This window comes from Kitasatospora sp. NPDC127121, from assembly GCF_042677305.1.
GTDB lineage: Bacteria > Actinomycetota > Actinomycetes > Streptomycetales > Streptomycetaceae > Kitasatospora.
Genome location: NZ_JBHXTQ010000011.1, coordinates 62,904 through 85,698 on the forward strand (window position 1 = coordinate 62,904; position 22,795 = coordinate 85,698).

Consider the following 22,795-nt stretch of genomic DNA (forward strand, 5'->3'; position numbering starts at 1 on the left):
CCGCCGCGACCTCCCAGGCCGTCCCGCGCTCCGTCACCGCCGCGCTCACCACGTCGCCCCCGGGTGCGCGCGGGCCAGCACCTGGAATTCGGCGAGCAGCGGGCCGAGCGCCTCGGTGTGCACGCCGTCCCGGCCGGCCCGGCCGAGCACGGTGGCCAGCGGCTGCCCGTCCGGTACGGTCAGCCCGGCCTCGGCGAGCACGGCGCCGAGCGAGCGCAGCACCGGTTCGCGCAGCGCCGCCGGATCGGCGCCCGTCCGCAGCTCCACCGGGTGGGCCGTGAACAGTTCCTCCAGCAGCGGCCAGAGCGCGTCCAGCCCGGCCTGCATCCGCGCCGAGGAGTACGGCGTGCCGTCACCGAGCCGAAGCGTCCAGGCGGTGGCGTACTCGCGGTGGTACGCCAGCTCCTTGACGCCCCGGGCGGCGACCGCCGCCAGCACCGGGTCCGGGTGCGCGCTCAACGCCTCGTACAGCGCGCACCGCGCGGTGGCGAACAGCAGCAGCCGGGCGACCGAGTGGGCGAAGTCGCCGTTCGGGACCTCGACCAACCGGACGTTGCGGAACTCGTGGTCCTCCCGCCAGTACGCCAGGTCGTCCTCGGTGCGGCCGGAGCCGTCCGCCTGGCCGGCCCGGGTGAGCAGCAGGCGGGCCTGGCCGAGCAGATCGAGGCCCAGGTTGGCGAGCGCGACCTCCTCCTCCAGCTCAGGCGCCCGGGTGCACCACTCGATCAGGCGCTGGGAGAGGATCAGGGCGTCGTCGCCGAGCATCAGGCAGTAGGCGGCGAGGTCCGCGCCGTCCACCCCGGCGGGCACGGCGGTGTCCACGCCGAGCAGCGGGTCGGCGAAGCCCGTCCCGTACGCCCAGCGGCCCTCGCCCTCGGGGCCGGGCGCGGCTTCGGCGAGGCCGAGGTAGACGTGGTCGTCGGGGTCGGCGCCGGCGCCGGCCTGCGTGCTGTGGTCCTGCATGGCGGTTCCCCCGTCAGATGTGCGGGACATCCTCGGGGATGTCGTAGAAGGTCGGGTGGCGGTAGACCTTGTCCCCGCTGGGCTCGAAGAACGGGTCGCGCTCGTCCGGGGTGGAGGCGGTGATCGCGTCCGAGCGGACCACCCAGAGGCTGACGCCCTCGTTGCGGCGGGTGTAGAGGTCGCGGGCGGCGAGCAGGGCCATCCGGTCGTCGGCCGCGTGCAGCGAACCGACGTGGACGTGGTTCAGCCCGCGTCGGGGGCGCACGAACACCTCGTACAGCGGCCAGCCGGCCTTGGACTCGGTCACTTTCCGTTCTCCTGTTCCGTGGGCTCGCCCGTACGCCCGGGCTGCCCGGGTCCGGCGGACTGTTCGGCTCCGTTCTGTCCGGCTCCGGGCAGCGCGGGTTCGGGCAGCACGGGTTCGGCGGACTGTTCGGCGCGGCGCTTGGCCGCGTAGGCGACGGCCGCCTCACGGACCCAGGCGCCGTCCTCGTGCGCCGTCCGGCGGCGTTCGACCCGCTGGGTGTTGCACGGGCCCTGGCCGTGGATGACCCTGGTCAGCTCGGACCAGTCCGGCTCGCCGAAGTCCCAGCCGCCGCGTTCCTCGTTCCAGCGCAGCTCGGGGTCCGGGAGCGTGACGCCCAGGTGCTCGGCCTGCGGGACGGTCATGTCGACGAAGCGCTGACGCAGCTCGTCGTTGGTGTGCCGCTTGATCCGCCAGGCCATCGAGCGGGCGGTGTTCGGCGAGTCGGCGTCCGGGGGCCCGAACATCATCAGAGACGGCCACCACCAGCGGTCCACCGCGTCCTGGACCATCCGGCGCTGCGCCTCGGTACCACGCATCAGTGTCATCAGCAGCTCATAGCCCTGACGCTGGTGGAACGACTCCTCCTTGCAGATCCGCACCATGGCGCGGGCGTACGGGCCGTAGCTGCAGCGGCAGAGCGGGACCTGGTTGCAGATCGCGGCGCCGTCAACCAGCCAGCCGATCACGCCGACGTCGGCGAAGGTGAGGGTCGGGTAGTTGAAGATCGAGGAGTACTTCTGTCGGCCGGAGATCAGCTTCTCGGTGAGCTCGGCGCGGTCGACACCCAGGGTCTCGGCAGCGGCGTAGAGGTAGAGGCCGTGGCCGGCCTCGTCCTGGGCCTTGGCGAGCAGGATCGCCTTGCGGCGCAGCGAGGGGGCGCGGGTGAGCCAGTTCCCCTCGGGCTGCATGCCGATGATCTCGGAGTGCGCGTGCTGGGCGATCTGGCGGACCAACGTGGCCCGGTAGGCATCGGGCATCCAGTCCCTGGGCTCGATCCGCTGCTCGGCGGCGACGACCGCCTCGAACCGGTCCTCCTGCGCCTGCGCGGGGACCGCCTCGGCCACCTCTGCTGTCACCACGATCACCTCTCGTGTCCCGCGCCGGCACCCACGGCGCCAACCGACTGACCGTTCGGTCGGTACCATTCTGCGCGGCGAGACGGAGGGATGGCAAGGGATGTGGGCGAGGGGCGGGGTTTCGGGCGGTGAGCAGTGGGCGCAGGCGGCGGGCGGCGGGCGGCGGGCGGGCGACAAACAGATAACAGCTAACAGATTTCATTATCTGTTAGCTGTTATCTGTTAGCTGTTACTTGTCACCCGTCTTCTGTTCTCTGCTTTCTACTCTCTGCTCTCTGCTCGCCGATAGCCCCCGGCCGTCGGCGGCCCGCTCAACCCTCCGTGCGGTCGCGCAGCCTCGGCAGCGGTACGGCGAGGAGCGCGGCCAGCAGGGCGATCCGGGGTGCCAGCTGGTCGAGCCGGATGTGCTCGTGCCGGGCGTGAGCGCCGGCACCGACCGCGCCGAAGCCGTCCAGCGTCGGCAGCCCGCGCGAGCCCGGCAGATTGGTGTCCCCCGCGCCGCCCGCCGGACCACCGTCCAGCTGCTGCCCGAGCACCGCCGCGAGTGAACGAACGTGCCGCAGCAGCGGGTTGCCGGTGCGCTCGGGCCACGCCGGACGGCTGGACAACACCTCGGTCCGGACCCTGGCCCCCGGGCGCAGCGCGGTGAGCCGAGCCAGGTTGTCGAGCGTACGGCGCTGTGCCTCGGCGGTGGAGAACCGCAGGCCGAGCTCGGCCTCGGCCCGGCCCGCGACCACGTTGGCCCGCGAACCCCCGCTGATCCGACCGGCGTTGAGCTCCGTCCCCGGCTGTCCCGCGAGGCCGCGGACGACGACGAGCTGGTCGACGAGTTCGTCGACCGCCGACACCCCGTCGTGGGCGTCGTTGCCCGCGTGGGCCTCACGCCCGGTGACGGTGAGCCGGACCCGGGTGCTGCCGCGCCGGGCCGTCTTCAACCGGCCGTCGGGGTGCGGAGGTTCGAGCCCTAGGACCGCGGCCGCGCCGCGCAACTGGCGCTCGACCAGGCGCCGTCCGTCCGGACTGCCGACCTCCTCGTCGGAGACGACGACCAGCCGGACGGCGCGGTGCGGCCGCTGCCCGAGGTCGGCGAGCAGGGCGAACGCGCCTTCCAGGATGGCGAGTCCGCCCTTCATGTCGACGACGCCGGGGCCGCTGAGCAGACCGTCCTGCTCGGTGACCGGCCAGTCGGCGAGGGTGCCGACCGGCCAGACGGTGTCGTGGTGGCCGACGATCAACAGGTGCGGCAGGGTCTCGTCCTGCCCCTCCCAATCCAGGACGAGGTGGTCGCCGGCCGGCCCGGGCTCGCGTCGCGCGGTGGCACCGGTGGCACTGAACCCGGCGCTCAACTCCTCGGCGAGAGCGTCGAGTCTGGGTACGTCTCCGCTGGGTGACTCGATCCGGGCCAGGTCCGTGCACCGGCGCCGGACGGCCCCGGCCAGCGTACGGGCGCGAGTACTGAGGGCCTGCGGCAGGCCGGGGAGCGCGGCGGTCGCAGCAGCGGTGGCCGAGGCTGTGACGGTGGCCGTGGCTGTGGCTGTGGCCGTGGCCATGGCCATGGCCGTGGCATGAGCGGTGGTGGTAGCGCTGGTGGTAGCGGTAGCGGTGAGGGCCTCACCGTCAGCAGCGGCCGGGAGGTCGACGGGGGCGCGGTCCGAGGCAGGGGCGGGCGCGGGGGCGGAGTCACCGTCGGGGGCGGCGGCGGCACTCGGCGCGGCGGGCGACCCGACGATCTGGGGACTCAACGTTCGCCTCCGCGGCCGCTGCCGGTATTCAGCGGCCGGACCGGCCGGCCACCCCAACCCGGCTGCCAGGCCCGGCTGGACCGCGCCGATCGACCGGGATGGTGCCCGGCCCTTCGGAACGGACCGTCTGGCCCAAGTGCGGTGGAACGGCTGGGCGGCGTGCTTGGCATTACGTCCTCCTCGCTCGATCCGGTGGCCCCGGTCCGCCCGGGGCCCCGTGGACGGCGGCTTCCTGACGGCGGGCGCAACGGGCCGGACCGCCGCAGGGAAGCCGAGATGTGAGCCTAGAAGAACCGTTCGGCTTCCTGCGAGGTGGCCCTGCTCCCAGCGTGCCGGGACCGGGCCCTCAACCTCGGACACCCGTCGGAGAACAGCGGCGGGCGCGCGGCGCGCGGGCCTGGATCGGCGCGCGGGCGCGGTCGCCGGATCGCGCCCATCTCCACCATGGACCCGCCGCCCGGGTTCGGCAGCGCAAACCGCCAAGGCGCGGGATTTCCACGCCGGATGGGTGACAACGGCTCAGCGCGCGGTACGAACCGGGAGCACGCGACCGGCTCAGGGGGAGCCCGGTCCGACGCCCCGGGAACACTCGCGTGAACACCGGACGACATGACGCCCCACCCGCCACCGTGCGCACCACCGGGCGTCGGGCATCGGCAGGACCAGCGACCACACGAGCCACGACGGCACCGCCCTGCACTGCCCCGCACCGCCCGGCACCAACTGCAGGGCACCGACTCAGGGCACCGACTCAGGGCACCGCTGGCAGGCTCCGACTCAGGCGCCGTCCTCGACCAGCCCGGCATCGCGCGCGAGCAGCGCGGCCTGGACCCGGTTGCCGACGCCCAGCCCGGTCAGGATCCGGCTGACGTGCGCCTTCACGGTGCTCTCGCGCATCCCGAGGACGCCCGCGATCTCCGCGTTGGAGAGCCCGTCGGCGAGTTCGCGCAGCACGTCCGTCTCGCGCGGCGTCAGCCCGGCGACCCGATTGCGGGCGGCGACCGACCGGGGCGCACCGGTGCGGTGGTAGCGGTCGATCAGGCGCCGCGCGGCCGCCGGGTGCAGCATCCCCTGGCCGGCGGCGACGACGTGGACGGCCCGGGCGATCTCGGCGGGCGGGGTGTCCTTGAGCAGGAAGCCGTCGGCCCCGGCGGCGAGCGCCTGGTACACGTACTCGTCGAGGTCGAAGGTGGTGAGCGCGATCACGCGCGGGGCGTCGGGCAGTTCGCGCAGGCGCCTGGTGGCGGCGATGCCGTCGAGCCGGGGCATCCGGATGTCCATGAGCGCCACGTCGATCCGCTGGCTGCGGGCGAGTTCGACGGCCTGCAGTCCGTCGGTGGCCTCGGCGACCACGGTGAGGGCCGGGTCCTGGGCGAGCAGGTCGACGAGACCGAGCCGCACCAGCGCGTCGTCGTCGACCACCATCGTGCGGATCATGCGTCGTCCTTCGGCTTCGGGGTCGGGGTCGGGGAGGGAGCAGGAGTCGGGGAAGGCCCGGATCCGGGGTCGCGTCCCGGTCCTGGGCCCGGCCTTGGGACGGGCCCAGGACCGGGTTTTGGCGCAGGTTCTGGCACGGTCTGCGGCGGGCGCTCCGGTGCGGGCAGGCGGGCCGCGAGCCGGAAGCCGCCACCGCCGTCCGATCCCGCGTCGAGGTGGCCGCCGAGCGCGTCGACCCGTTCGGTGAGCCCCACCAGACCGTACCCGCCGCTGGTGCCCGGCCCGTTCGGCGACGCCTCCCCTGGGCCGTTGCGGACCTCGACGGTGGTGGCCGGGGCGCCGTAACGGACCCGGACGGTGACGGGCGCGGCGTGCGCGTACTTGCGGGCGTTGGTCAGTGCCTCCTGGACCAGGCGGTGCACGGCCAGCCGGTGGGTGGTGGGGACGGTCTCCGGGTCGCCGGCGAGGGCCAGTTCGACCTGCTGCCCGGCCGAGGTGGCCTCGCCGACGAGTTCGGTGAGATCGCGCAGCGCGGGCGCCGGGACGCGCTCCTCCCGGGGCGGTACGGCCGGCACCTCCTCGGCGACCGGTGCTGTCGGCGGGTCGGCCCGCAGGGCGCCGAGGACGTCGCGCAGGTCGTCGAGCGAGTGGGCGGCGGTGGTGCGCAGCAGTTCGAGGCGGTGGGTGAGCCGGTCCGGGTCGGCGGCGACGGTGCCGGCGAGGGCCTGGTCGCGCAGCACCCCGGCGTGCAGCACCAGCAGGCTGAGACGGTGGGCGAGCACGTCGTGCATCTCCCGGGCGATCCGGGCCCGTTCGGCGGCCCGGGCCCGTTCGGCGCGCAACTCGCGCTCCCGGCGCAGCATGTCCACCTGCTCGTGCAGGGTGCGGATCAGCACCCGGCGGCCGTGCAGCCACAGGCCGACGGACAAGGTCGCCGCCTGGACGAGGAGTTGGGATCCGGTGGTGCCCGCCCAGCCGACCAGCGAGTCGGCTCGGGTCGCGCTCACCACCGCGATGAGGGCGCCGCCGGCCGCCGCCGGGCCGGTCCGGCCGAGGGAGGCGAGGTAGTAGACGCTGAACAGTCCGGGAAAGGCGCGGTTGAACAGGCCACCGGTGAGCACCGGCAGGACGGCGGACGCCATCGGGTAGCGACGGGCGAACAGCAGGGAGATCGGGGCGAGAGCGGCCACGACCGTCCGGGGCAGCCGCAACGGCTCGTCGGCGTGGACCCACTGGGAGAGGCCCTCCTCGGCGGTGAGCGCGAGGATGCCGAGCAGCAGCAGGGTGTCGCTCCACAACCGGCGGTCCGGGCCGTACCAGCCCAGCAGGCCTGTGCGCATCGGGCCGCTCCCGTCCTCTCGCATCGGGCTCCCTCCGCGCTCTCTCCGTCCGTCCGTCGCCCGTTCCTCCGTCCGTCCGGCTCGATTTGATTCGATGCTACGGGCGGGCGGCGGGCGGGTGCCCCCTTCTCCCAGGTACCCGCACCCTCGACTTTCGTCGGGGGTACGCGTCGCTCGTCGGCCGATTCGGGGTGCGGCGGGGCTGCCTAGCGTCGACGGCATGACCACCGAGCAGCTCCGCCCCCGCCCCCGCCCCCACCTCGACTCCCTTGCCCCGAAGCGCAGTTCACGTTCCGCCGGGGACCACCTGCTGTTCCTCGCCGAGGCCCTGCGCACCTTCCACGACACCGGCGCGCTGGCACCGAGCGGCGAGGACCTGGTGAACGCTCTGGTGGTTCCGGTCACCAGCCGCCCGAATCGGCCGATCTCGGTGCTGGAAGTCGGCGCCGGGACAGGCGTGGTGACCCGCCGGCTGGCCCAAGCACTGCTCCCGGGCGACCGGTTGCACGTCGTCGAGGCGAACCCGCGCTTCGCCGACCGGCTGCGGGAGGACCCGGTGCTGGCCGCACGACGCCCGGGCGTCGCCCTGCGGCTGTCGGCCTGCCGGGTGGAGGAACTGCCCCAGGACAAGACCAGCGAGACCAGCGAGACGAACCAGACGGGCCGAGCGGGCGGGGCCGGCGAGACGGACGACCGGTACGACGTGATCGTGTCGGGCCTGCCGTTCACCAACTTCGAGCCGGCCCAGGTACGCCACCTCCTCGACCTCTACCTGCGGCTGCTGCTGCCCGGGGGCGAGCTGACGTACTTCGGCTACCTCGGCACGACGACGGCTCGCACCCTGTCCTCGGGGCCCCGGCAGAGCGCCCGCCACCGGGCAGTGGTGCGACTGCTGCGGCGGTTCGAGGCGGCGTACGGGCTGGGCGAGCGAACGGTGTGGCGCAACCTGCCGCCGGCCCGCGCCTACCTGCTCCGGGCACCGGGCGGACGGGAGGACTGGGGTCTGACCTCGCCCCCAGAGCCCCCGGCAGGCGAGGCCACAGCCGACGAGGCGCCCTCGCGTACGAGAACCGCAGCCGGACGGCCGATCGAGTCGGCAGGTGACAGATAACAGGTGACAGCTTTCAGATAACAGATAACAGACGACAGCGAACAGATTTTGAAATCTGTTCGCCGTCGTGCCATAGTGGACTCCGGGTCACCCCACCCATCGCCACACCCACCCCTGGAGTCCCCGTGGCCACGACCTCCCGCCCCACACAGCGCACCCTCGGCACCTCCGGACCGGTCACCTCCACCCTCGGCCTCGGCTGCATGGGCATGTCCGACCTGTACGGCCCGGCCGACGAGGCCGAGAGCATCGCCACCATCCACGCCGCGATCGACGCCGGGGTCACCCTGCTCGACACCGGCGACTTCTACGGCATGGGCCACAACGAGCTGCTGATCCACGAGGCCCTGCGCGGCCGCGCCCGCGAGAGCGTGCAGATCAGCGTGAAGTTCGGCGCCCAGCGCGGCCCGGACGGCCAGTGGCTCGGTTACAACGCGAGCCCCGCCGCCACCAAGACCGCCCTCGCCTACACGCTGCGCCGCCTGCGCACCGACCACATCGACGTCTACCGCCCCGCCCGCCTGGACCCGAGCGTCCCGATCGAGGAGACCGTCGGCGCCATCGCGGACCTGGTGAAGGCCGGCTACGTCCGCCACATCGGCCTGTCGGAGGTCGGCGCCGACACCCTGCGCCGCGCCGCCGCCGTCCACCCGATCAGCGACCTGCAGATCGAGTACTCGCTGATCTCCCGCTCGATCGAGGACGCCATCCTCCCCACCGCCCGCGAGCTCGGCATCGGCGTCACCGCCTACGGCGTGCTCTCGCGCGGTCTGCTCAGCGGCCACTGGGACCAGGGCCGCGCCCTGGCCGGCACCGACTTCCGTGGCCACAGCCCGCGTTTCCAGGGCGACAACCTGGCCCACAACCTCGCGCTCGTCGAGGCGCTGCGCGCGGTGGCCGCCGCGAAGGGGGCGAGCGTCGCCCAGGTCGCCATCGCCTGGGTCGCCTCGCGCGGGGAGGACGTCGTTCCGCTGGTCGGCGCCCGCCGCCGCGACCGGCTCACCGAGGCACTGGGCGCGCTGGACGTCACCCTCACCGCGGCCGACCTCGCGGCCATCGAGGCGGCCGTCCCCGCCGGCTCCGCAGCGGGCGACCGCTACGCTGCCGCCCAGATGGCACACCTGGACAGCGAACACTGACCAACCGGAACCGGCCCGACGGCCGGGGACGGCAGCAGCACCCTCGACCGCACGACCCTAAGGACGGACCTCCCCGTGACCACGGACACCACACTCACCGCCGAGCAGATCCTGATCGCGGCGGAGGACGTCCTCCGGCGGTTCGGCCCGGCCAAGGCCACCGTCGTGGACGTCGCCCGGATCCTCGGCGTCAGCCACAGCAGCGTCTACCGCCACTTCCCGAGCAAGGCCGCGCTGCGCGAGGCGGTCACCCAGCGCTGGCTCGACCAGGCGCACCACCAGCTCGCCTTCATCTCGACCGAGCCCGGCTCGGCCGTCGAGCAGCTGCACCGCTGGCTGGTGACGCTGTTCGCGGCCAAGCGGAAGAAGGCGCTGGACGACCCGGAGCTGTTCGCCACCTACATGGTGCTGGTCGAGGAGAACAGCGGCATCGTCGAGACGCACATCGACACCCTGGTCACCCAGATCGCCCAGATCGTCCAGGACGGCATGGAGAGGAAGGAGTTCAAGCTCGCCCACATCCTCTCCACGGCCCGCGCCGTCTTCGACGCCACCAGCCCCTTCCACGACCCGGCGTACGCGTCCTCGTGGTCCGAGCCGACCATCGAGGACCGTTTCGAGGCCCTCTGGAAGCTCATCCTCGGCGGCCTGCTCGCCAAGTGACGGACCTCCGACGCCCGGGCGCCCCTGACCCGGGCACCGACGGCCGGGCCCGCCGACACCGGAGCGAAACCCGGTCGCCGGCGGGCCCGGCCGTCCGGCAGACTGCCGCGCACGGTTGATCTCACCTGGAGGACGACATGCGTCCGGCCCATCCGACCCCTCCGCCCCGCCCGACCCGTCCGGCCCTGGACAGTCTGCAAGGGCTCGCCCTCGGCGACGCCTTCGGCGACCGCTGGTTCTCGGCCCCGCTCGACGAGGCGCCCGCCGCGCTGGCCGCCCGCCGGCTCCGCCCGGCGCCCTGGCACTGGACCGACGACACCGCGATGGCGCTGGTCCTCGTCCGCCACCTGGCCTCCTGGGGCGAGGTCCGGCAGGATGCGCTGGCCGGCGAGTTCGCCGAGGAGTACGCCCGTGAGTACGGGCGCAAGTACGGCCCGTCGATGCACCGGGTGCTACGTGAGATCGGCGCCGGCGGGGACTGGCGCGCCATCACCTCGCGCCAGTTCGAGGGTCAGGGCTCGTACGGGAACGGCGCCGCGATGCGGGTCGCCCCACTGGGCGCCTGGTTCGCGGACGACCTGGACGCCGTCGCCCGGCAGGCCGAACTCCAGGCGCTCGCCACGCACTTCCACCCGGAGGCGGTCGCGGGCGCGGTGGCGGTCGCCCTCGCCACGGCACTCGCCGTCCGCAGCCGGGGCCAAACCCCGCCCGGCCGTACCGAGTTGCTGACCGAGGTGGCCGGTCGCCTGCCCGACAGCGAGGTGCGCTCCGGTCTGCGGATCGCCGCCCGGCTGCCCGGACACACGAGCGTCCGACAGGCCGCCAACGTGCTCGGCTCCGGGTTCATGATCTCCGCCCCGGACACCGTCCCGTTCGCCCTCTGGTCCGCCGCCGGGCACCTGGACTCACTGCCCGAGGTGATCTGGCACGCCCTGGAGGGCTGGGGCGACATGGACACCACCTGCGCGATCGCCGCCGGAGTGGTCGCCGCCCGCACCGGCCTCGCCGAGGTGCCGACCGCCTGGCTGGCCGCCCGCGAGGACCTGCCGGAGTGGGTCACGGAGGCGTCGGCACCGACGCGCTGAGCCGAGCCGGCCGCCCCATGGGCCTGGCCGGCTCGGCTGCGCGACACCGTGTCCGCGTCGGCGCGGGGCCGGTTCCCGGCGCCCGGGCTAGCGTCGGGAACTGCCGAACACCAGCCGGTAGATGATCAGCAGCACCAGGGCGCCGCCGATCGCCGACACCCAGGTCGCCATGTCGAAGAAGTGCGCCGTCACCGACCTGTGCAGGAAGTGCGAGGCGATCCAACCGCCGACGAAGGAACCGGCGATACCGATCAGGGTTGTCACGATCATGCCGCCCGGGTCCTTTCCCGGCAGCAACAGCTTGGCCAGTGCCCCCGCCAGCAGGCCAAGCACGATCCACGCGACGATGCTCATCTGTCCCTCCCGTCCACGGCGCGACGGCCCCGTTCCGCCGCTCTGCCAGGAAGGACGCCGCCCACCACCGCCCGGTTCCGGCGCCGCGGGAGCACCGGCCCGAACCGGCCACCCCGGACCGGCCGCTCCGGGCGAGGCACCCTCCCGGCGGGGCGCCCGAGCCGGGATACTGCGGCCATGCGCATCCTGATCGCCACCGCCGGATCCCGGGGCGACGTGGCCCCGTTCACCGGGCTCGGCGCCCGCCTCCAGGCGGCCGGCCATCAGGTGGCCGTCGCAACCCACGCCACTTTCGCCGCCTCGGTGCGGACCGCAGGGCTGGAGTTCCGCCCGCTGCCGGTCGACCCGCGCGCCGAACTCGCCTCCGCCGAGGGGCGGCGCCTGCTCCAGGCCGGCACCGGACCGCTAGCCGTCATACAACTGCTGCAGCTGGGGCGGAAGTTCATGCCGGAGCTCGCCGACGGCATCGCCGACGCCACGGCACTCGGCACCGACCTGCTGCTCACCACCAGCACCACCAGCCCGCTCGGCCAGGTCGCCGCCGAGGCCACAGGCATTCCCAGCATCGGCCTGCACCTCCAACCGCTCTCCCCCACGCGGGAGTTCGCGCCCGCCGTCACCGGCGCCCGCTCACTCGGCCGCCCGGGCAACCTGCTCGCGGGGCACGCCGTCCAGGTCGCGACCGACCAGCTCTTCGCCCCCGCCGCACGCGGGCTGCGGCGCCGCCTCGGCCTGCCGCCACTCGACGCCAGCCGTGCCAGGCGCAAGTACCCCATCCTGCACGGGTTTTCGCCTGCCGTCGTCCCGCGACCCGCCGACTGGCGCCCGGGGCTGGACGTGGCCGGTTACTGGTGGCCGGTACGGGATCCGGGCTGGCGACCCCCGGCCCGACTGCTCGACTTCCTCGCCGCCGGACCGCCGCCGGTCTTCGTCGGCTTCGGCAGCCTGGTCGTCCCCGACCCCGGAAGGCTCACCGCGACGGTGGTCGCCGCGGTCCGCGCCGCCCGGGTCCGGGCCGTCTTGCAGTCGGGCTGGAGCGACCTCGCCGCCGGCGAGGCGGAGGACGTCCTGACCATCGGCGACGCCCCGCACGACTGGCTGTTCCCCCGCATGGCCGCCGTGATCCACCACGCCGGAGCCGGCACGACCGCCGCCACCCTGCGCTGCGGCACGCCAGCCGTCCCGGTACCGGCGCAGCTCGACGCCCCGTTCTGGTCCGACCGGCTCACCCGCCTCGGCGTCTCCCCCGGGCCGGTACCACTGCGCGCCCTCACCGCCGCGCGCCTCGCCGCCGCCATCCGCCTGGCCCTCGACGACCCCCGCTACCGCGACCAGGCCCGGGCGGCGGCCGCCACGCTCGCGGCCGAGGACGGCGCGGCGAAGGTGCTGGCGGCCGTCGACCGGGCAGCGGCCGGCGGATGACAGCGGGCAAACGGCAGTGAACAAGTGACGGCGAACAGATAACAGATTTCGAAATCTGTTATCTGTTCGCTGTCATCCGTTTGTTGTTATCCGTTCGCTGTCACTTGTCAGTCGCCCACCCCCATCCGCCCGTCGCACCCGCCCGCCGGGCGCCCGAGGCCGTGCCCAGCACGAGGTACAGCACCGAGGCCGACCCGAAGCCGACCGCCCAGCCGTAGTCGGCCAGCCGACCCGGAGCGCCAGGAAGTTGCAGGTGGTCCAGGTGCGTCGTGCCACCGGGACCGGACACAGGTCGTCGTCGGTGTAGCCGTTGGACGGCAACTCTCCTGCGGCCGGGTAGAGTTCAACCCAGCCATGGGCAACTCCCCTCTGCGCGAATGGCGTTACGCCTGAGGTGGGCGGGACAGGTGCGGGATGATGTCGGTCCCGTAGGCGTCGATGGTGGCCTCGACGGCGTCGTGCATGGCGTAGACGGCGAACTGGTCGACGCCGAGGGAGCGGAGGTGCTCCAGGCGGGCGAGTTGGGCCTGCGGCGGGCCGATGAGGCAGAAGCGGTCGACGATCTCGTCCGGCACGAAGGCGGTGTCGGGGTTCCCGGCCCGGCCGTGGTGGCTGTAGTCGTAGCCCTGGCGGCCCTTGATGTAGTCGGTGAGGGCCTCCGGGACGAGGTCGGAGTGCGCGCCGTAGTGGCTGACCAGGTCGGCCACGTGGTTGCCGACCATCCCGCCGAACCAGCGGCACTGCTCCCGGGCGTGGGCGAGCGCGGCGGGCGAGTCGTCGGTGGTCACGTAGGCGGGGGCGGCGACGCAGATGGTGACGGCGTCCGGGTCCCGGCCGGCCTCGGCCGCGGCGGACCGCACCGCCTTGATCATGTACTCGGTGAGGTACGGGTCGGCCAACTGGAGGATGAATCCGTCGGCCTGACGACCGGTCAGGGCGAGCGCCTTCGGCCCGTACGCGCCCATCCAGATGGGGAGTTCGGCGCCGGGGCCGACCCACGGCAGGTGCATCTCGGTGCCGTCCACCTCGACCGTCCGCCCCTCGGCCAGCTCCTTGATGGCGTGCATGGCCTGGGAGAGCCGGGCGAGGGTGGCGGGGCGGCGTCCGGCGACCCGCATGGCGGAGTCGCCGCGGCCGATGCCGCAGACGGTGCGGTTGCCGTACATGTCGTTAAGCGTGGCGAACAGGGAGGCGGTGACCTCCCAGGTGCGGGTGGAGGGGTTGGTGACCATCGGTCCGACGGTCAACTGCCGTGTCTCGGCGAGGATCCGGCTGTAGATGACGAACGGTTCCTGCCACAGGACGCAGGAGTCGAAGGTCCAGCCGTGGCTGAACCCGGCCTGTTCGGCGCGGATCATCCGGTCGATGAGCAGGCGGGCGGGCGGGTCGGTCTGCAGGACGAGGCCGATGTCCATGGGTGGCTCCGGGGAGGGTGGTTCCGCCGCCCGGGCAATCGTGCGCACGGGCCCGGGCGGCGGTGCGGGAGAGTGGTCAGGTCAGGTACTGACAGGTGTCGCGGCGCAGGAACGTGCCGTGGCCGGCCCGGCCGAGCCAGGTTTCGCCGTCCAGCACGACGGTGCCGCGCGAGAGCACGGTGCGGGCGCGGCCTGTGAGTTGGCGGCTCTCGTACGCCGAGTAATCGACGTTCATGTGGTGCGTGGCGGCGGAGACGGTCTGCACGGCGGTGGGGTCGTAGACGACGAGGTCGGCGTCGGCTCCGGGCGCGATGGTGCCCTTGCGCGGGTGCAGCCCGAACATCCGGGCGGGCGTGGTGCAGGCGATCTCGATCCAGCGCCGACGGGTGATGTGCCCGTCCACGACGGCCTGGTGGAGCAGGTCCATCCGGTTCTCCACGCCGGGCAGGCCGTTGGGGATCTTCGAGAAGTCGCCGCGGCCGAGTTCCTTCTGCCCGGTGAAGCAGAACGGGCAGTGGTCGGTGGAGACCACCTGGAGGTCGTTGGCGCGCAGTCCGCGCCAGAGCGCCTCCTGGTGCTCGCGCGGCCGAAGCGGCGTGCTGCACACGTACTTGGCGCCCTCGAAGCCGTCGGCACCGGTCTCGGCGAGGTTGTCGGTGGAGAGGAACAGGTACTGCGGGCAGGTCTCGCCGAAGACGTTGAGCCCGGCGTCGCGGGCCTGGACGAGCTCGGCGAGGGCGGCCGCCGCGGAGACGTGGACGACGTAGAGCGGGCTGCCGGCGACCTGGGCGAGCTTGATGGCCCGGTGGGTGGCCTCGGCCTCCAGGAGTTCGCGGCGGACCTCGCCGTGGTAGCGGGGTGCGGTGTGCCCGGCGGCGAGGGCCTGTTCGACCAGGACGTCGATGGCGATGCCGTTCTCGGCGTGCATCATGGTCAGCCCGCCGTTGACCGCGCCGCGCTGCATGGCGCGCAGGATGCGGCCGTCGTCGCTGTAGAAGACGCCGGGGTAGGCCATGAAGAGCTTGAAGGAGGTGGACTCGCCGGAGTCGACGAGGGCGTCCATCTCCTTGAGGACGCCCTCGTTGACGTCGGAGACGATGGTGTGGAAGGCGTAGTCGACGGCGCAGTTGCCGTCGGCCTTGGCGTGCCAGGTGTCCAGGCCCTCGCGCAGCGAGCCGCCGACGGACTGCACGGCGAAGTCGACGATGGTGGTGGTGCCGCCCCAGGCGGCGGCCCGGGTGCCGGTCTCGAAGGTGTCGGAGGCCGAGGTGCCGCCGAAGGGAAGTTCCATGTGGGTGTGGGCGTCGACGCCGCCCGGGATGACGTAGTGGCCGGTGGCGTCGATGACGGTGTCGGCGCTCCAGGCCTCGGCGGCGGAGCTGCCGGTGGCGGCGAGGGCGGCGATGCGTTCGCCCTCGATCAGGACGTCGGCGTGGAGTTCGTCGGCGGCGGTGATGACGAGGCCGCCGCGGACGATGGTGCGCTGGTGCGGGTCGCGGGTGGTCATCGCGCTGCTCCTCAGGCCTCGGCGAGCGGTCCGTAGGCGTCAGGGCGGCGGTCGCGGTAGAACGCCCACTGCTGGCGGACCTGTTCGATCAGGCCGAGGTCGAGGTCGCGGACGACGAGCTCCTCCTCCTTGTCGGAGGCGACGTCGCCGACGAACTGGCCGCGCGGGTCGACGAAGTAGGAGGTGCCGTAGAAGTCGTTGTCGCCGTACTCCTCGGTGCCGACGCGGTTGATGGCGGCGACGAAGTACTCGTTGGCGACGGCGGCGGCGGGCTGTTCCAGCTGCCAGAGGTAGGCGGAGAGGCCTCGGCTGGTGGCGGAGGGGTTGTAGACGATCTGCGCTCCGGCCAGGCCCAGGGCGCGCCAGCCCTCGGGGAAGTGGCGGTCGTAGCAGATGTAGACGCCGACCTTGCCGACGGCGGTGTCGAAGACGGGCCAGCCGAGGTTGCCGGGCTTGAAATAGTACTTCTCCCAGAAGCCCTTGACCTGCGGGATGTGGTGCTTGCGGTACTTGCCGAGGTAGCTGCCGTCGGCGTCGATGACGGCGGCGGTGTTGTAGTAGACCCCGGCCTGTTCCTCCTCGTAGACCGGGACGACGATCACCAGGCCGAGTTCACGGGCGAGATCCTGCATCCGGCGGACGGTGGGGCCGTCGGGGACGGCTTCGGCCCAGCGGTAGTGCTCGGCTTCCTGGACCTGACAGAAGTACGGGGCGTTGAAGACCTCCTGGAAGCCGATGATCTTCGCGTCCTGGGCGGCGGCCTCGCGGGCGTACCGCTCGTGAAGGGCGATCATGCTCTCCTGGTCGCCGGTCCAGCGGGTCTGGACGAGCGCGGCACGGACGATCTGCGACATGGATACCTCCGCAACTCCGCTGCCCGGCCATGGGGTCGGGCCTGCGGTCTGAGGGTTGACGGGGCGGGCGGGTCTCGTCTGCGGACCGCCGGGGATCCGCAGGGGTCTACGTGCGTAGAAAGCGGTCTGTAGACCGTAGGCCGGGCCTCGGTGGCCTGACAATACGTTGGCGGTAACGCATCTGGGGCGATCTCGTGACGCGGACACGCGGAGGGGCCTGGATGGGATGAAACGATCATTTACCCCGCAAGTGGGGTCCTTACGCATGCGAGTGCCGTTCGGCGGTTCCGGTCCAGAACGGCTCGACGGCCGGTCGGCCGGGGGTGGAGCAGCGGGGCGGCCGACGGCGGCCGGCCCCATCCGGCTTGACTTCGTCCGGTTGGCTCGGGAAGGATCCGGCGCATGGACACCGGCACCACTCTGGTCTGCCGCCTGCACGTCGATCTGCGACGCCAGGCGAGTTCCATCTGTGCCTGTTGACCCTGACTCTCCCCGCCGCCCCCGCCCTGTGACGTCTGCCAGGGCCTGCGCCGCACACCCGCACCCAGCGTTCTGATTCCCGCCCGGCGCACCCGCGCGTGCCGTGCCGCTCCGTCGGCCCGTGCCCTCGCCCGCCGCCGGACCAGGGCGCACCCCGCCGACGTTCCCGCTGCACCCGAGGACGCCCCCATGAGCCTGAACCTCGCCCCCGACGAACCCGCTGCCGCCCAAGCCCCGACCCCGGCAGCGGCACCAGCACTGGCATCGGCACTGGCCAGAACAGCCAGGGCCACCGCCACCGCCACCGCGGAGGCCCGCGCGCCGCTCACCCCGAGCGCCCTGCGCGCCGTCGTCCGAGAACTGGCCGAACAGCCCGACCAGTGGATCCACCTCGTCCGGCTCTCCACCGAGGAGCGCTGGTACCAGCGGCTGGTGGCCGACGACGACCACGAGGTGTGGCTGATCAGCTGGCTGCCCGGCCAGTCCACCGGCTTCCACGACCACGGCGGCTCGCGCGGCGCGTTCGCCGTCGCCCTCGGCGAGCTGGAGGAGCTGTCCCTCGGCGGGCCGGAGCAGGGCCTGCTGATCCGCCGGGTCCCGGCCGGCACCGCCCGCGCCTTCGGCCCCGAGTACGTGCACGACGTGCGCAACACCGCGTCCGGCCCAGCCGTGACCCTGCACGCCTACTCGCCCCCGCTGGGCTCGATGGCGCACTACGACCTGCGGGCCGGCGGGCTCGTCCGCACCTCGGAGGAAGGACCGGAGCAATGGTGACCACGATCGACGACCTGGTGGAGCGGGCCCGCGAGGGCGTCCACCGTCCGCGCGCCCGGGAGGCGTACCAGTCGCAGCTGGACGGCGCGCTGCTGGTGGACATCCGTCCGGCGGCGCAGCGGGCGGCGGAGGGGGAGATCCCCGGCTCGCTGATCATCGAGCGCAACGTCCTGGAGTGGCGGCTGGACCCGACGGGCAGTCACCGGATCCCCGAGGCGTCGGGTTACGACGTCGAGGTGATCGTGGTCTGCTCGGAGGGGTACGCCTCCAGCCTGGCGGCGGCCTCGCTGCGCGAGCTGGGGCTGCACCGGGCGACCGATCTGGACGGCGGCTTCGTCGGCTGGGCGGCCTCCGGGCTGCCGACGCGCCGGGGCGGCTGAGAGCCTGGAGGGCTGGAGCGCTCGGCGGCTGACGGGCTGATCGTCCGGGGCGCGAGCCCTCGACCCGCCGTCAGGGTGTCCGCGCCCCGACCCTCTGACCTGCCGAAACGTCGGGCGCCCGGTCGGCCCCGGCCGTCCGGCGGCGGGCTCTGGGCCCCGTGCCGGGTGGTAAGTGAGAGACAGGAGATGATGCAGGTCATAGTCTGATCAGAGTTTCCGCCGGTCCGAAGCTGGGCAGCCACGCGGGCGGAAGAACGCCCGGGCGGTCGATCCGACAGACGCCGTCACGGCAGTGGCCGGTACGGCCCACGCCGTCGCCGCTTGTCGACAAACCGCCATCAACCGTACGACCGAAACAGGCGCCGCCTCCCCGGGGCGCCCTGACGAGGAAACTCCCCGTGATCAGATTCGAGGGCGCCGGCAAGCGCCACCCCGACGGCACCATCGCCGTCGAGGGCCTGGACCTGGACGTCCCGACCGGTCGGATAACCGTCCTGGTCGGACCGTCCGGGTGTGGCAAGACCACCCTGCTGCGCATGGTCAACCGGATGGTCGAGCCGACCTCGGGCCGGGTGCTGCTGGACGACACGGACGTCGCCGAACTGGAGCCCGCCAAGCTGCGCCGTGGCATCGGCTACGTGATCCAGCAGGCCGGCCTCTTCCCGCACCGCAAGGTGATCGACAACGTCGCCACCGTGCCCTACCTGCTCGGCTGGGACCGCAAGAAGGCCCGCGCCCGGGCCGCCGAACTGCTGGAACTGGTCGGGCTCGCGCCCGAGACCGGCAAGCGGTACCCGTTCCAGCTGTCCGGCGGCCAGCAGCAGCGGGTGGGCGTGGCCCGCGCCCTCGCGGCCGACCCGCCGGTGCTGCTGATGGACGAGCCGTTCAGCGCCGTCGACCCGGTGGTGCGCGCCGGGCTCCAGGAGGAACTGCTGCGGCTCCAGTCCGAGCTGCACAAGACGGTGCTGTTCGTCACCCACGACATCGAGGAGGCCGTCCGGCTCGGCGACCAGGTGGTGGTCCTGCGCGAACACGGCCGGATCGCCCAGCTCGCCGACCCGCACACCCTGCTCACCACCCCCGCGGACGACGGCGTGGCCGCCTTCCTCGGCCGCGACCGGGGCCTGCGCGGCCTCGCCCTGCGCCCCGCGACCACCATCGCCGTCCGCCCGGTGGCCGACGGGCTGCGCTACGGCGGCTGGGAGCTGGCGCTGGACGACGAGCGCCGCCCGATCGGCTGGATCGACCGAGACGCCGCCACCGCCGAGCTACACCCGGTCTCCGGCTACCGGCCGGACACCGACACCCTGCGCACCGCGCTGGACGCCGCCGTCCTCTCCCCCGCCGGGGCCGCCGTGGCCCTGGACGCCGACGGGCGGGCCACCGGCACCGCGAGCCGCGAGGCCGTCCTCGCCGCGCTGTCCACCCCCGCGGCCACTCCCATGGCCATCCCGGTGGCGGACGCGGCGACCGGCGCGGCGGCCCGTGGCGCCGTGGACGGGGCGGGCGGTGCGGCAGCCGGCGCGGCGGCCGGTGACCTCACGGACGGGGCGGCCGGTGGACGGTGAACCGATCGTCCGCTGGTACTGGATCGGCGACCACCTCGGCTACCTCGGCGGCCTGCTCGCCGACCACGCCGTGATCGCCCTGCTCCCGGTGCTGATCGGCCTGCTGCTGGCCGTCCCGCTGGGCCTGGCCTGCACCCGCTTCCCCCGGCTGTACCAACCGCTGTCCGCCGTCTTCAACGTCGTCTACGCGCTGCCCTCGCTGGCCGTGTTCGTGGTGCTCATCCCCTACACCGGCCTCGCCACCCAGGCCACGGTGATGATCCCGCTCACCTTCTACGCGCTCGCCGTGCTGCTGCCGACCACCGTGGACGGCCTGCGCGCCGTCCCGGACCCGGTCCGGCAGGCCGCCACCGCGATGGGGTACGGGCCGTGGCACCGGCTGACCTCCGTCGAGCTGCCCGCCGCCGTGCCGTACCTGATCGCCGGGCTGCGGGTCGCGGCGGTGTCCAGCATCTCGCTGGCCAGCGTCGGCGCGCTGATCGGGCGCGGCGGGCTCGGCTACCTGTTCATCGACGGCTTCCAGCGCACCTTCCCGACCCCGATCGTGGCCGGCATCGCGCTGATCGCCGTCCTCGCGCTGGCCGTCGACCTGCTGCTGGTGGGCGCCCGCCGGCTGCTCGCGCCCTGGGCCGTCCGGGAGAAGGGAGCCGGTTCGTGAACTGGCTGAACTGGCTGGGCGACTTCTTCTCCGCCCCCGACCACCGCAGCGGCCCGGACTCGATCGTGCACCGGATCACCGAGCACCTGGTGCTCTCCGGCGAGGCCCTGCTGTTCGCGGCGCTGCTCGCCGTGCCGCTCGGGCTGCTGATCGGTTACACCGGGCGCGGCGTCACGCTCGTGACGGCCTTCGCCGGTGCCACCCGCGCCCTGCCGACGCTCGGCCTGGTGACGCTGGCGGTGCTGCTCGCCGGGGTCGGCGACACGGCCGTGCTGATCCCGCTGGTCGCGCTCGCCGCGCCGCCGCTGCTGGTGGCCGCCGTCGAGGGGGTGCGCGGCACCGACCCGGACGTCCGGGACGCGGCGCGCGGCATCGGGCTGACCCACCCGCAGGTGCTGTGGCAGGTCTGCCTGCCGTCCGGGGCGCCGACCCTGCTGGCGGGCTTTCGCACCGCGACCGTCCAGGTGATCGCGACCGCCACCGTGGCCGCTTACGTCGGACTGGGCGGCCTCGGCCGCTACGTCATCGACGGGCTGGCCACCCGCAAGTACGCCGTCACCGTCGGCGGCGCGCTGCTGGTGGTGCTGCTCGCGGTCGGCGCCCAGCTGTTCTTCGCCCTGCTCGCCCGGTACGCGCTCCCGCCCGGGATGCGCGCCCAGCGCCGGGCCCGCTGAACCTCGTTCCCCATCCTCTCCGGAAGGACATCTGTCACCATGTCGACAAACCACGGAAGCAGGCGCGCCGTCGTCCTCGGCACGCTCGCCGCGCTCGCCCTCGGCGCCACCGCCTGCGGCTCCTCCGGCGGCGGCGACCCGCTCGGCGGCGGCTCCGCGACGGGCTCCCCCGCCGCCTCGGGCGCGGGCGCCGGCTCGACGGTGGTCGTCGGCTCGGCGAACTTCCCGGAGAACGTGCTGCTCGGCTCGATCTACTCGCAGGCCCTCAAGGCCAAGGGCGTCAAGGTCGAGGAGAAGTTCAACATCGGCAGCCGCGAGGTGCTCTACGGGCAGCTCCAGAGCGGCAGCCTGAGCGTCCTGCCCGAGTACAACGGCTCGCTGCTCGCCTACCTGGACGCCAAGTCCACCGCCGCCACCACCGAGGAGGTGAACGCGGCGCTGACCAAGACGCTGCCCGCCGCGCTGGGGATCCTCGACTCCTCCCCCGCCGAGGACAAGGACTCGCTCAGCGTCACCCAGGAGAACGCCGACAAGTACGGCCTCAAGAGCATCGCCGACCTGGCCGCCAAGGCGGGCGAGTTCACGATAGGCGGTCCGCCGGAGTTCAAGTCCCGCCGCGAGCAGCAGCTCAAGGACGTCTACGGGCTGAACTTCAAGGAGTGGAAGCCCACCGGCGACGCCACCGCGAACGCGCTCAAGGACGGCACCATCCAGGTCGGCAACGTGTTCACCACCGACCCGAAGATCCCCCAGCTGAAGCTCGTCCCGCTGACCGACCCGAAGAACCTCTTCGGCGCGCAGAACGTCACCCCGCTGGTCAACAAGGCGGGCGTGAACCCCACCGCGACGGCGGCCCTCAACGCGGTGTCGGCCAAGCTCGACACGGCGGGGCTGACGGCGCTGATGAAGCGCGTCGCGATCGACAAGGACGACCCGTCGGCGGTGGCCAAGGACTGGCTGAAGGCCAACGGCCTCGGCTGATGACGCCTCGGCGGGCGCCTTGCGCGCCCTGCGGACGCAGCGGGCCGGCGGCCCGGGAGGTCCCCCTCCCGGGCCGTCCGCGCTCGCGGGAGGATCTTCCCTTCGACGCCGCGGACATGACAGTGTGACGCCATGCGCACTCGTCTCCTCGCCGCCACCCTCACGGCATTCGCCGCGGTGAGCCTCGCTGCCTGCTCCAGCTCCGGACCGGGCCCCCACCCGGCCACCGCCGCGGCCGGCTCCCCCACCGCCCCGGCCGCCGCCTCGGCCCCCGCCCCCGGCACCGCCTCGACGCCGCCGACGCCCGAGTCGCCCTCGGCCTCCGCGCCCGACCCGGCCGCCTCTCCCTCGACACCCGCGGCCCCCTCGGCGCCCGCACCCGACAGCCCCTCGGCCCCCGCACCTGACGCAGGCTCCCCCGGAGCCCCCGCCCCGGCCAAGCCCACGCCCCCCAGCGACGCCGGCCTGCCCGGCAAGCCGGGCACCGACCTGACCGGCAAGCTGGTCGCCGCGCTGGACGCGATCGACCCGGCAATCGTCGGCGGCAAGCCGGACCAGGCCGTGGACCGGGCCCGCAACCAGTGCCAGGCGCTGTTCCAGTTCCCCAAGGACAAGTCGAAGCTGGTCGAGCTGGCCAACCAGCGCTTCACCTCGCCCGACCACCCGCAGGGCTTCGGACCGGACACCGCCGCGAAGATCAACGACGCGCTGCGGACCACCCTCTGCCCGCCGCCGGCGTGACCCGGAACGGCCACCCGAACCGCCCGGTGTCCTGAGCACCGGGCCGCGGGGGGGGCGGCCCCCCCCCGCCCGCGGGCGCCCCCCCCCCCGACGAAAGGAGGGGCGGGGACCAGAGGGGGGTGAC

At 73.4% G+C, this 22,795-nt stretch carries 23 protein-coding genes; 13 read left to right on the forward strand and 10 right to left on the reverse strand.

Annotated elements, in window-relative coordinates; genetic code table 11:
* Positions 1 to 45: 45 nt before the first annotated feature.
* The 6 genes from paaC to ACFVHI_RS08950 all read right to left on the reverse strand — a co-directional run bounded on the left by paaC (position 46) and on the right by ACFVHI_RS08950 (position 6,865).
* Positions 46 to 963 (reverse strand): 1,2-phenylacetyl-CoA epoxidase subunit PaaC, encoded by a 918-nt coding sequence (paaC, locus tag ACFVHI_RS08925; protein WP_063349917.1) that lies wholly within the window; start codon positions 961 to 963, stop codon positions 46 to 48.
* A gap of 13 nt (positions 964 to 976) precedes the next feature.
* Complete coding sequence (gene paaB, locus ACFVHI_RS08930; RefSeq protein ID WP_030056311.1) at positions 977 to 1,270, reverse strand: 1,2-phenylacetyl-CoA epoxidase subunit PaaB; 294 nt, start codon at positions 1,268 to 1,270, stop codon at positions 977 to 979.
* Positions 1,267 to 2,415: a 1,2-phenylacetyl-CoA epoxidase subunit PaaA gene (gene paaA / locus ACFVHI_RS08935; RefSeq protein WP_380337119.1), complete on the reverse strand. Its 1,149-nt coding sequence runs from the start codon at positions 2,413 to 2,415 to the stop codon at positions 1,267 to 1,269. Before paaA ends, paaB begins: the two co-directional genes overlap by 4 nt.
* Before the next feature lie 242 nt (positions 2,416 to 2,657).
* On the reverse strand, positions 2,658 to 3,896 hold the full coding sequence (locus ACFVHI_RS08940; protein ID WP_079135991.1) for a M20/M25/M40 family metallo-hydrolase: 1,239 nt from the start codon (positions 3,894 to 3,896) through the stop codon (positions 2,658 to 2,660).
* Positions 3,897 to 4,865: 969 nt separating this feature from the next.
* Positions 4,866 to 5,525 (reverse strand): response regulator, encoded by a 660-nt coding sequence (locus tag ACFVHI_RS08945; protein WP_380337123.1) that lies wholly within the window; start codon positions 5,523 to 5,525, stop codon positions 4,866 to 4,868.
* Positions 5,522 to 6,865 carry a sensor histidine kinase gene (locus tag ACFVHI_RS08950; RefSeq protein WP_380337126.1) on the reverse strand — a complete coding sequence of 448 codons (1,344 nt, stop codon included), beginning with the start codon at positions 6,863 to 6,865 and terminating at the stop codon, positions 5,522 to 5,524. Before ACFVHI_RS08950 ends, ACFVHI_RS08945 begins: the two co-directional genes overlap by 4 nt.
* A gap of 220 nt (positions 6,866 to 7,085) precedes the next feature.
* Between ACFVHI_RS08950 and ACFVHI_RS08955 the strand changes: the two genes are divergently transcribed.
* The 4 genes from ACFVHI_RS08955 (at position 7,086) to ACFVHI_RS08970 (ending at position 10,863) form a co-directional block, all read left to right on the forward strand.
* On the forward strand, positions 7,086 to 7,976 hold the full coding sequence (locus ACFVHI_RS08955; RefSeq protein WP_380337129.1) for a class I SAM-dependent methyltransferase: 891 nt from the start codon (positions 7,086 to 7,088) through the stop codon (positions 7,974 to 7,976).
* Positions 7,977 to 8,101: 125 nt separating this feature from the next.
* Positions 8,102 to 9,115 carry an aldo/keto reductase gene (locus ACFVHI_RS08960; protein ID WP_380337132.1) on the forward strand — a complete coding sequence of 338 codons (1,014 nt, stop codon included), beginning with the start codon at positions 8,102 to 8,104 and terminating at the stop codon, positions 9,113 to 9,115.
* Positions 9,116 to 9,190: 75 nt separating this feature from the next.
* Entirely contained in the window at positions 9,191 to 9,778 is a 588-nt protein-coding gene (locus ACFVHI_RS08965; RefSeq protein ID WP_380337134.1) for a TetR family transcriptional regulator, read from the forward strand.
* 137 nt (positions 9,779 to 9,915) lie between these two features.
* Positions 9,916 to 10,863, forward strand: coding sequence for an ADP-ribosylglycohydrolase family protein (locus tag ACFVHI_RS08970; RefSeq protein WP_380337137.1), 948 nt, complete (start codon positions 9,916 to 9,918; stop codon positions 10,861 to 10,863).
* A gap of 87 nt (positions 10,864 to 10,950) precedes the next feature.
* On the opposite strand, the gene ACFVHI_RS08975 is transcribed toward ACFVHI_RS08970, so the two are convergent.
* Positions 10,951 to 11,217, reverse strand: a complete 267-nt coding sequence (locus ACFVHI_RS08975; RefSeq protein WP_063349911.1) for a GlsB/YeaQ/YmgE family stress response membrane protein — start codon at positions 11,215 to 11,217, stop codon at positions 10,951 to 10,953.
* Positions 11,218 to 11,394: 177 nt separating this feature from the next.
* Between ACFVHI_RS08975 and ACFVHI_RS08980 the strand changes: the two genes are divergently transcribed.
* Positions 11,395 to 12,639 (forward strand): glycosyltransferase, encoded by a 1,245-nt coding sequence (locus tag ACFVHI_RS08980; RefSeq protein ID WP_380337140.1) that lies wholly within the window; start codon positions 11,395 to 11,397, stop codon positions 12,637 to 12,639.
* A gap of 383 nt (positions 12,640 to 13,022) precedes the next feature.
* On the opposite strand, the gene ACFVHI_RS08985 is transcribed toward ACFVHI_RS08980, so the two are convergent.
* From ACFVHI_RS08985 to ACFVHI_RS08995, 3 genes are all read right to left on the reverse strand, one after another.
* Positions 13,023 to 14,054 carry a TIGR03842 family LLM class F420-dependent oxidoreductase gene (locus ACFVHI_RS08985; RefSeq protein WP_380337143.1) on the reverse strand — a complete coding sequence of 344 codons (1,032 nt, stop codon included), beginning with the start codon at positions 14,052 to 14,054 and terminating at the stop codon, positions 13,023 to 13,025.
* Positions 14,055 to 14,130: 76 nt separating this feature from the next.
* Positions 14,131 to 15,561 carry a dihydropyrimidinase gene (hydA, locus tag ACFVHI_RS08990; RefSeq protein WP_380337146.1) on the reverse strand — a complete coding sequence of 477 codons (1,431 nt, stop codon included), beginning with the start codon at positions 15,559 to 15,561 and terminating at the stop codon, positions 14,131 to 14,133.
* A gap of 11 nt (positions 15,562 to 15,572) precedes the next feature.
* Positions 15,573 to 16,415 carry a nitrilase-related carbon-nitrogen hydrolase gene (locus tag ACFVHI_RS08995; protein WP_363366954.1) on the reverse strand — a complete coding sequence of 281 codons (843 nt, stop codon included), beginning with the start codon at positions 16,413 to 16,415 and terminating at the stop codon, positions 15,573 to 15,575.
* A 402-nt stretch (positions 16,416 to 16,817) separates the two neighbouring features.
* Here ACFVHI_RS08995 and ACFVHI_RS09000 point away from each other — a divergent pair, with 402 nt between their 5' ends.
* The 8 genes from ACFVHI_RS09000 (at position 16,818) to ACFVHI_RS09035 (ending at position 22,671) form a co-directional block, all read left to right on the forward strand.
* Complete coding sequence (locus ACFVHI_RS09000; protein ID WP_106981192.1) at positions 16,818 to 16,895, forward strand: putative leader peptide; 78 nt, start codon at positions 16,818 to 16,820, stop codon at positions 16,893 to 16,895.
* A 189-nt stretch (positions 16,896 to 17,084) separates the two neighbouring features.
* Complete coding sequence (locus ACFVHI_RS09005; RefSeq protein WP_380337149.1) at positions 17,085 to 17,669, forward strand: cysteine dioxygenase; 585 nt, start codon at positions 17,085 to 17,087, stop codon at positions 17,667 to 17,669.
* The gene (locus ACFVHI_RS09010) at positions 17,663 to 18,049 is read left to right on the forward strand and encodes a rhodanese-like domain-containing protein (RefSeq protein WP_063349906.1); all 387 of its coding nucleotides are present in this window, start codon (positions 17,663 to 17,665) and stop codon (positions 18,047 to 18,049) included. Before ACFVHI_RS09005 ends, ACFVHI_RS09010 begins: the two co-directional genes overlap by 7 nt.
* Positions 18,050 to 18,447: 398 nt before the next feature.
* Positions 18,448 to 19,617, forward strand: a complete 1,170-nt coding sequence (locus tag ACFVHI_RS09015) for an ABC transporter ATP-binding protein (protein WP_380337152.1) — start codon at positions 18,448 to 18,450, stop codon at positions 19,615 to 19,617.
* Entirely contained in the window at positions 19,607 to 20,275 is a 669-nt protein-coding gene (locus ACFVHI_RS09020) for an ABC transporter permease (protein ID WP_063351516.1), read from the forward strand. Before ACFVHI_RS09015 ends, ACFVHI_RS09020 begins: the two co-directional genes overlap by 11 nt.
* On the forward strand, positions 20,272 to 20,949 hold the full coding sequence (locus tag ACFVHI_RS09025) for an ABC transporter permease (protein ID WP_063349905.1): 678 nt from the start codon (positions 20,272 to 20,274) through the stop codon (positions 20,947 to 20,949). The genes ACFVHI_RS09020 and ACFVHI_RS09025 overlap by 4 nt, the downstream gene beginning before the upstream one ends.
* A gap of 39 nt (positions 20,950 to 20,988) precedes the next feature.
* Positions 20,989 to 21,930 (forward strand): ABC transporter substrate-binding protein, encoded by a 942-nt coding sequence (locus ACFVHI_RS09030; RefSeq protein WP_063349904.1) that lies wholly within the window; start codon positions 20,989 to 20,991, stop codon positions 21,928 to 21,930.
* Positions 21,931 to 22,062: 132 nt separating this feature from the next.
* Positions 22,063 to 22,671 (forward strand): hypothetical protein, encoded by a 609-nt coding sequence (locus ACFVHI_RS09035; protein ID WP_063349903.1) that lies wholly within the window; start codon positions 22,063 to 22,065, stop codon positions 22,669 to 22,671.
* Positions 22,672 to 22,795: the final 124 nt, after the last annotated feature.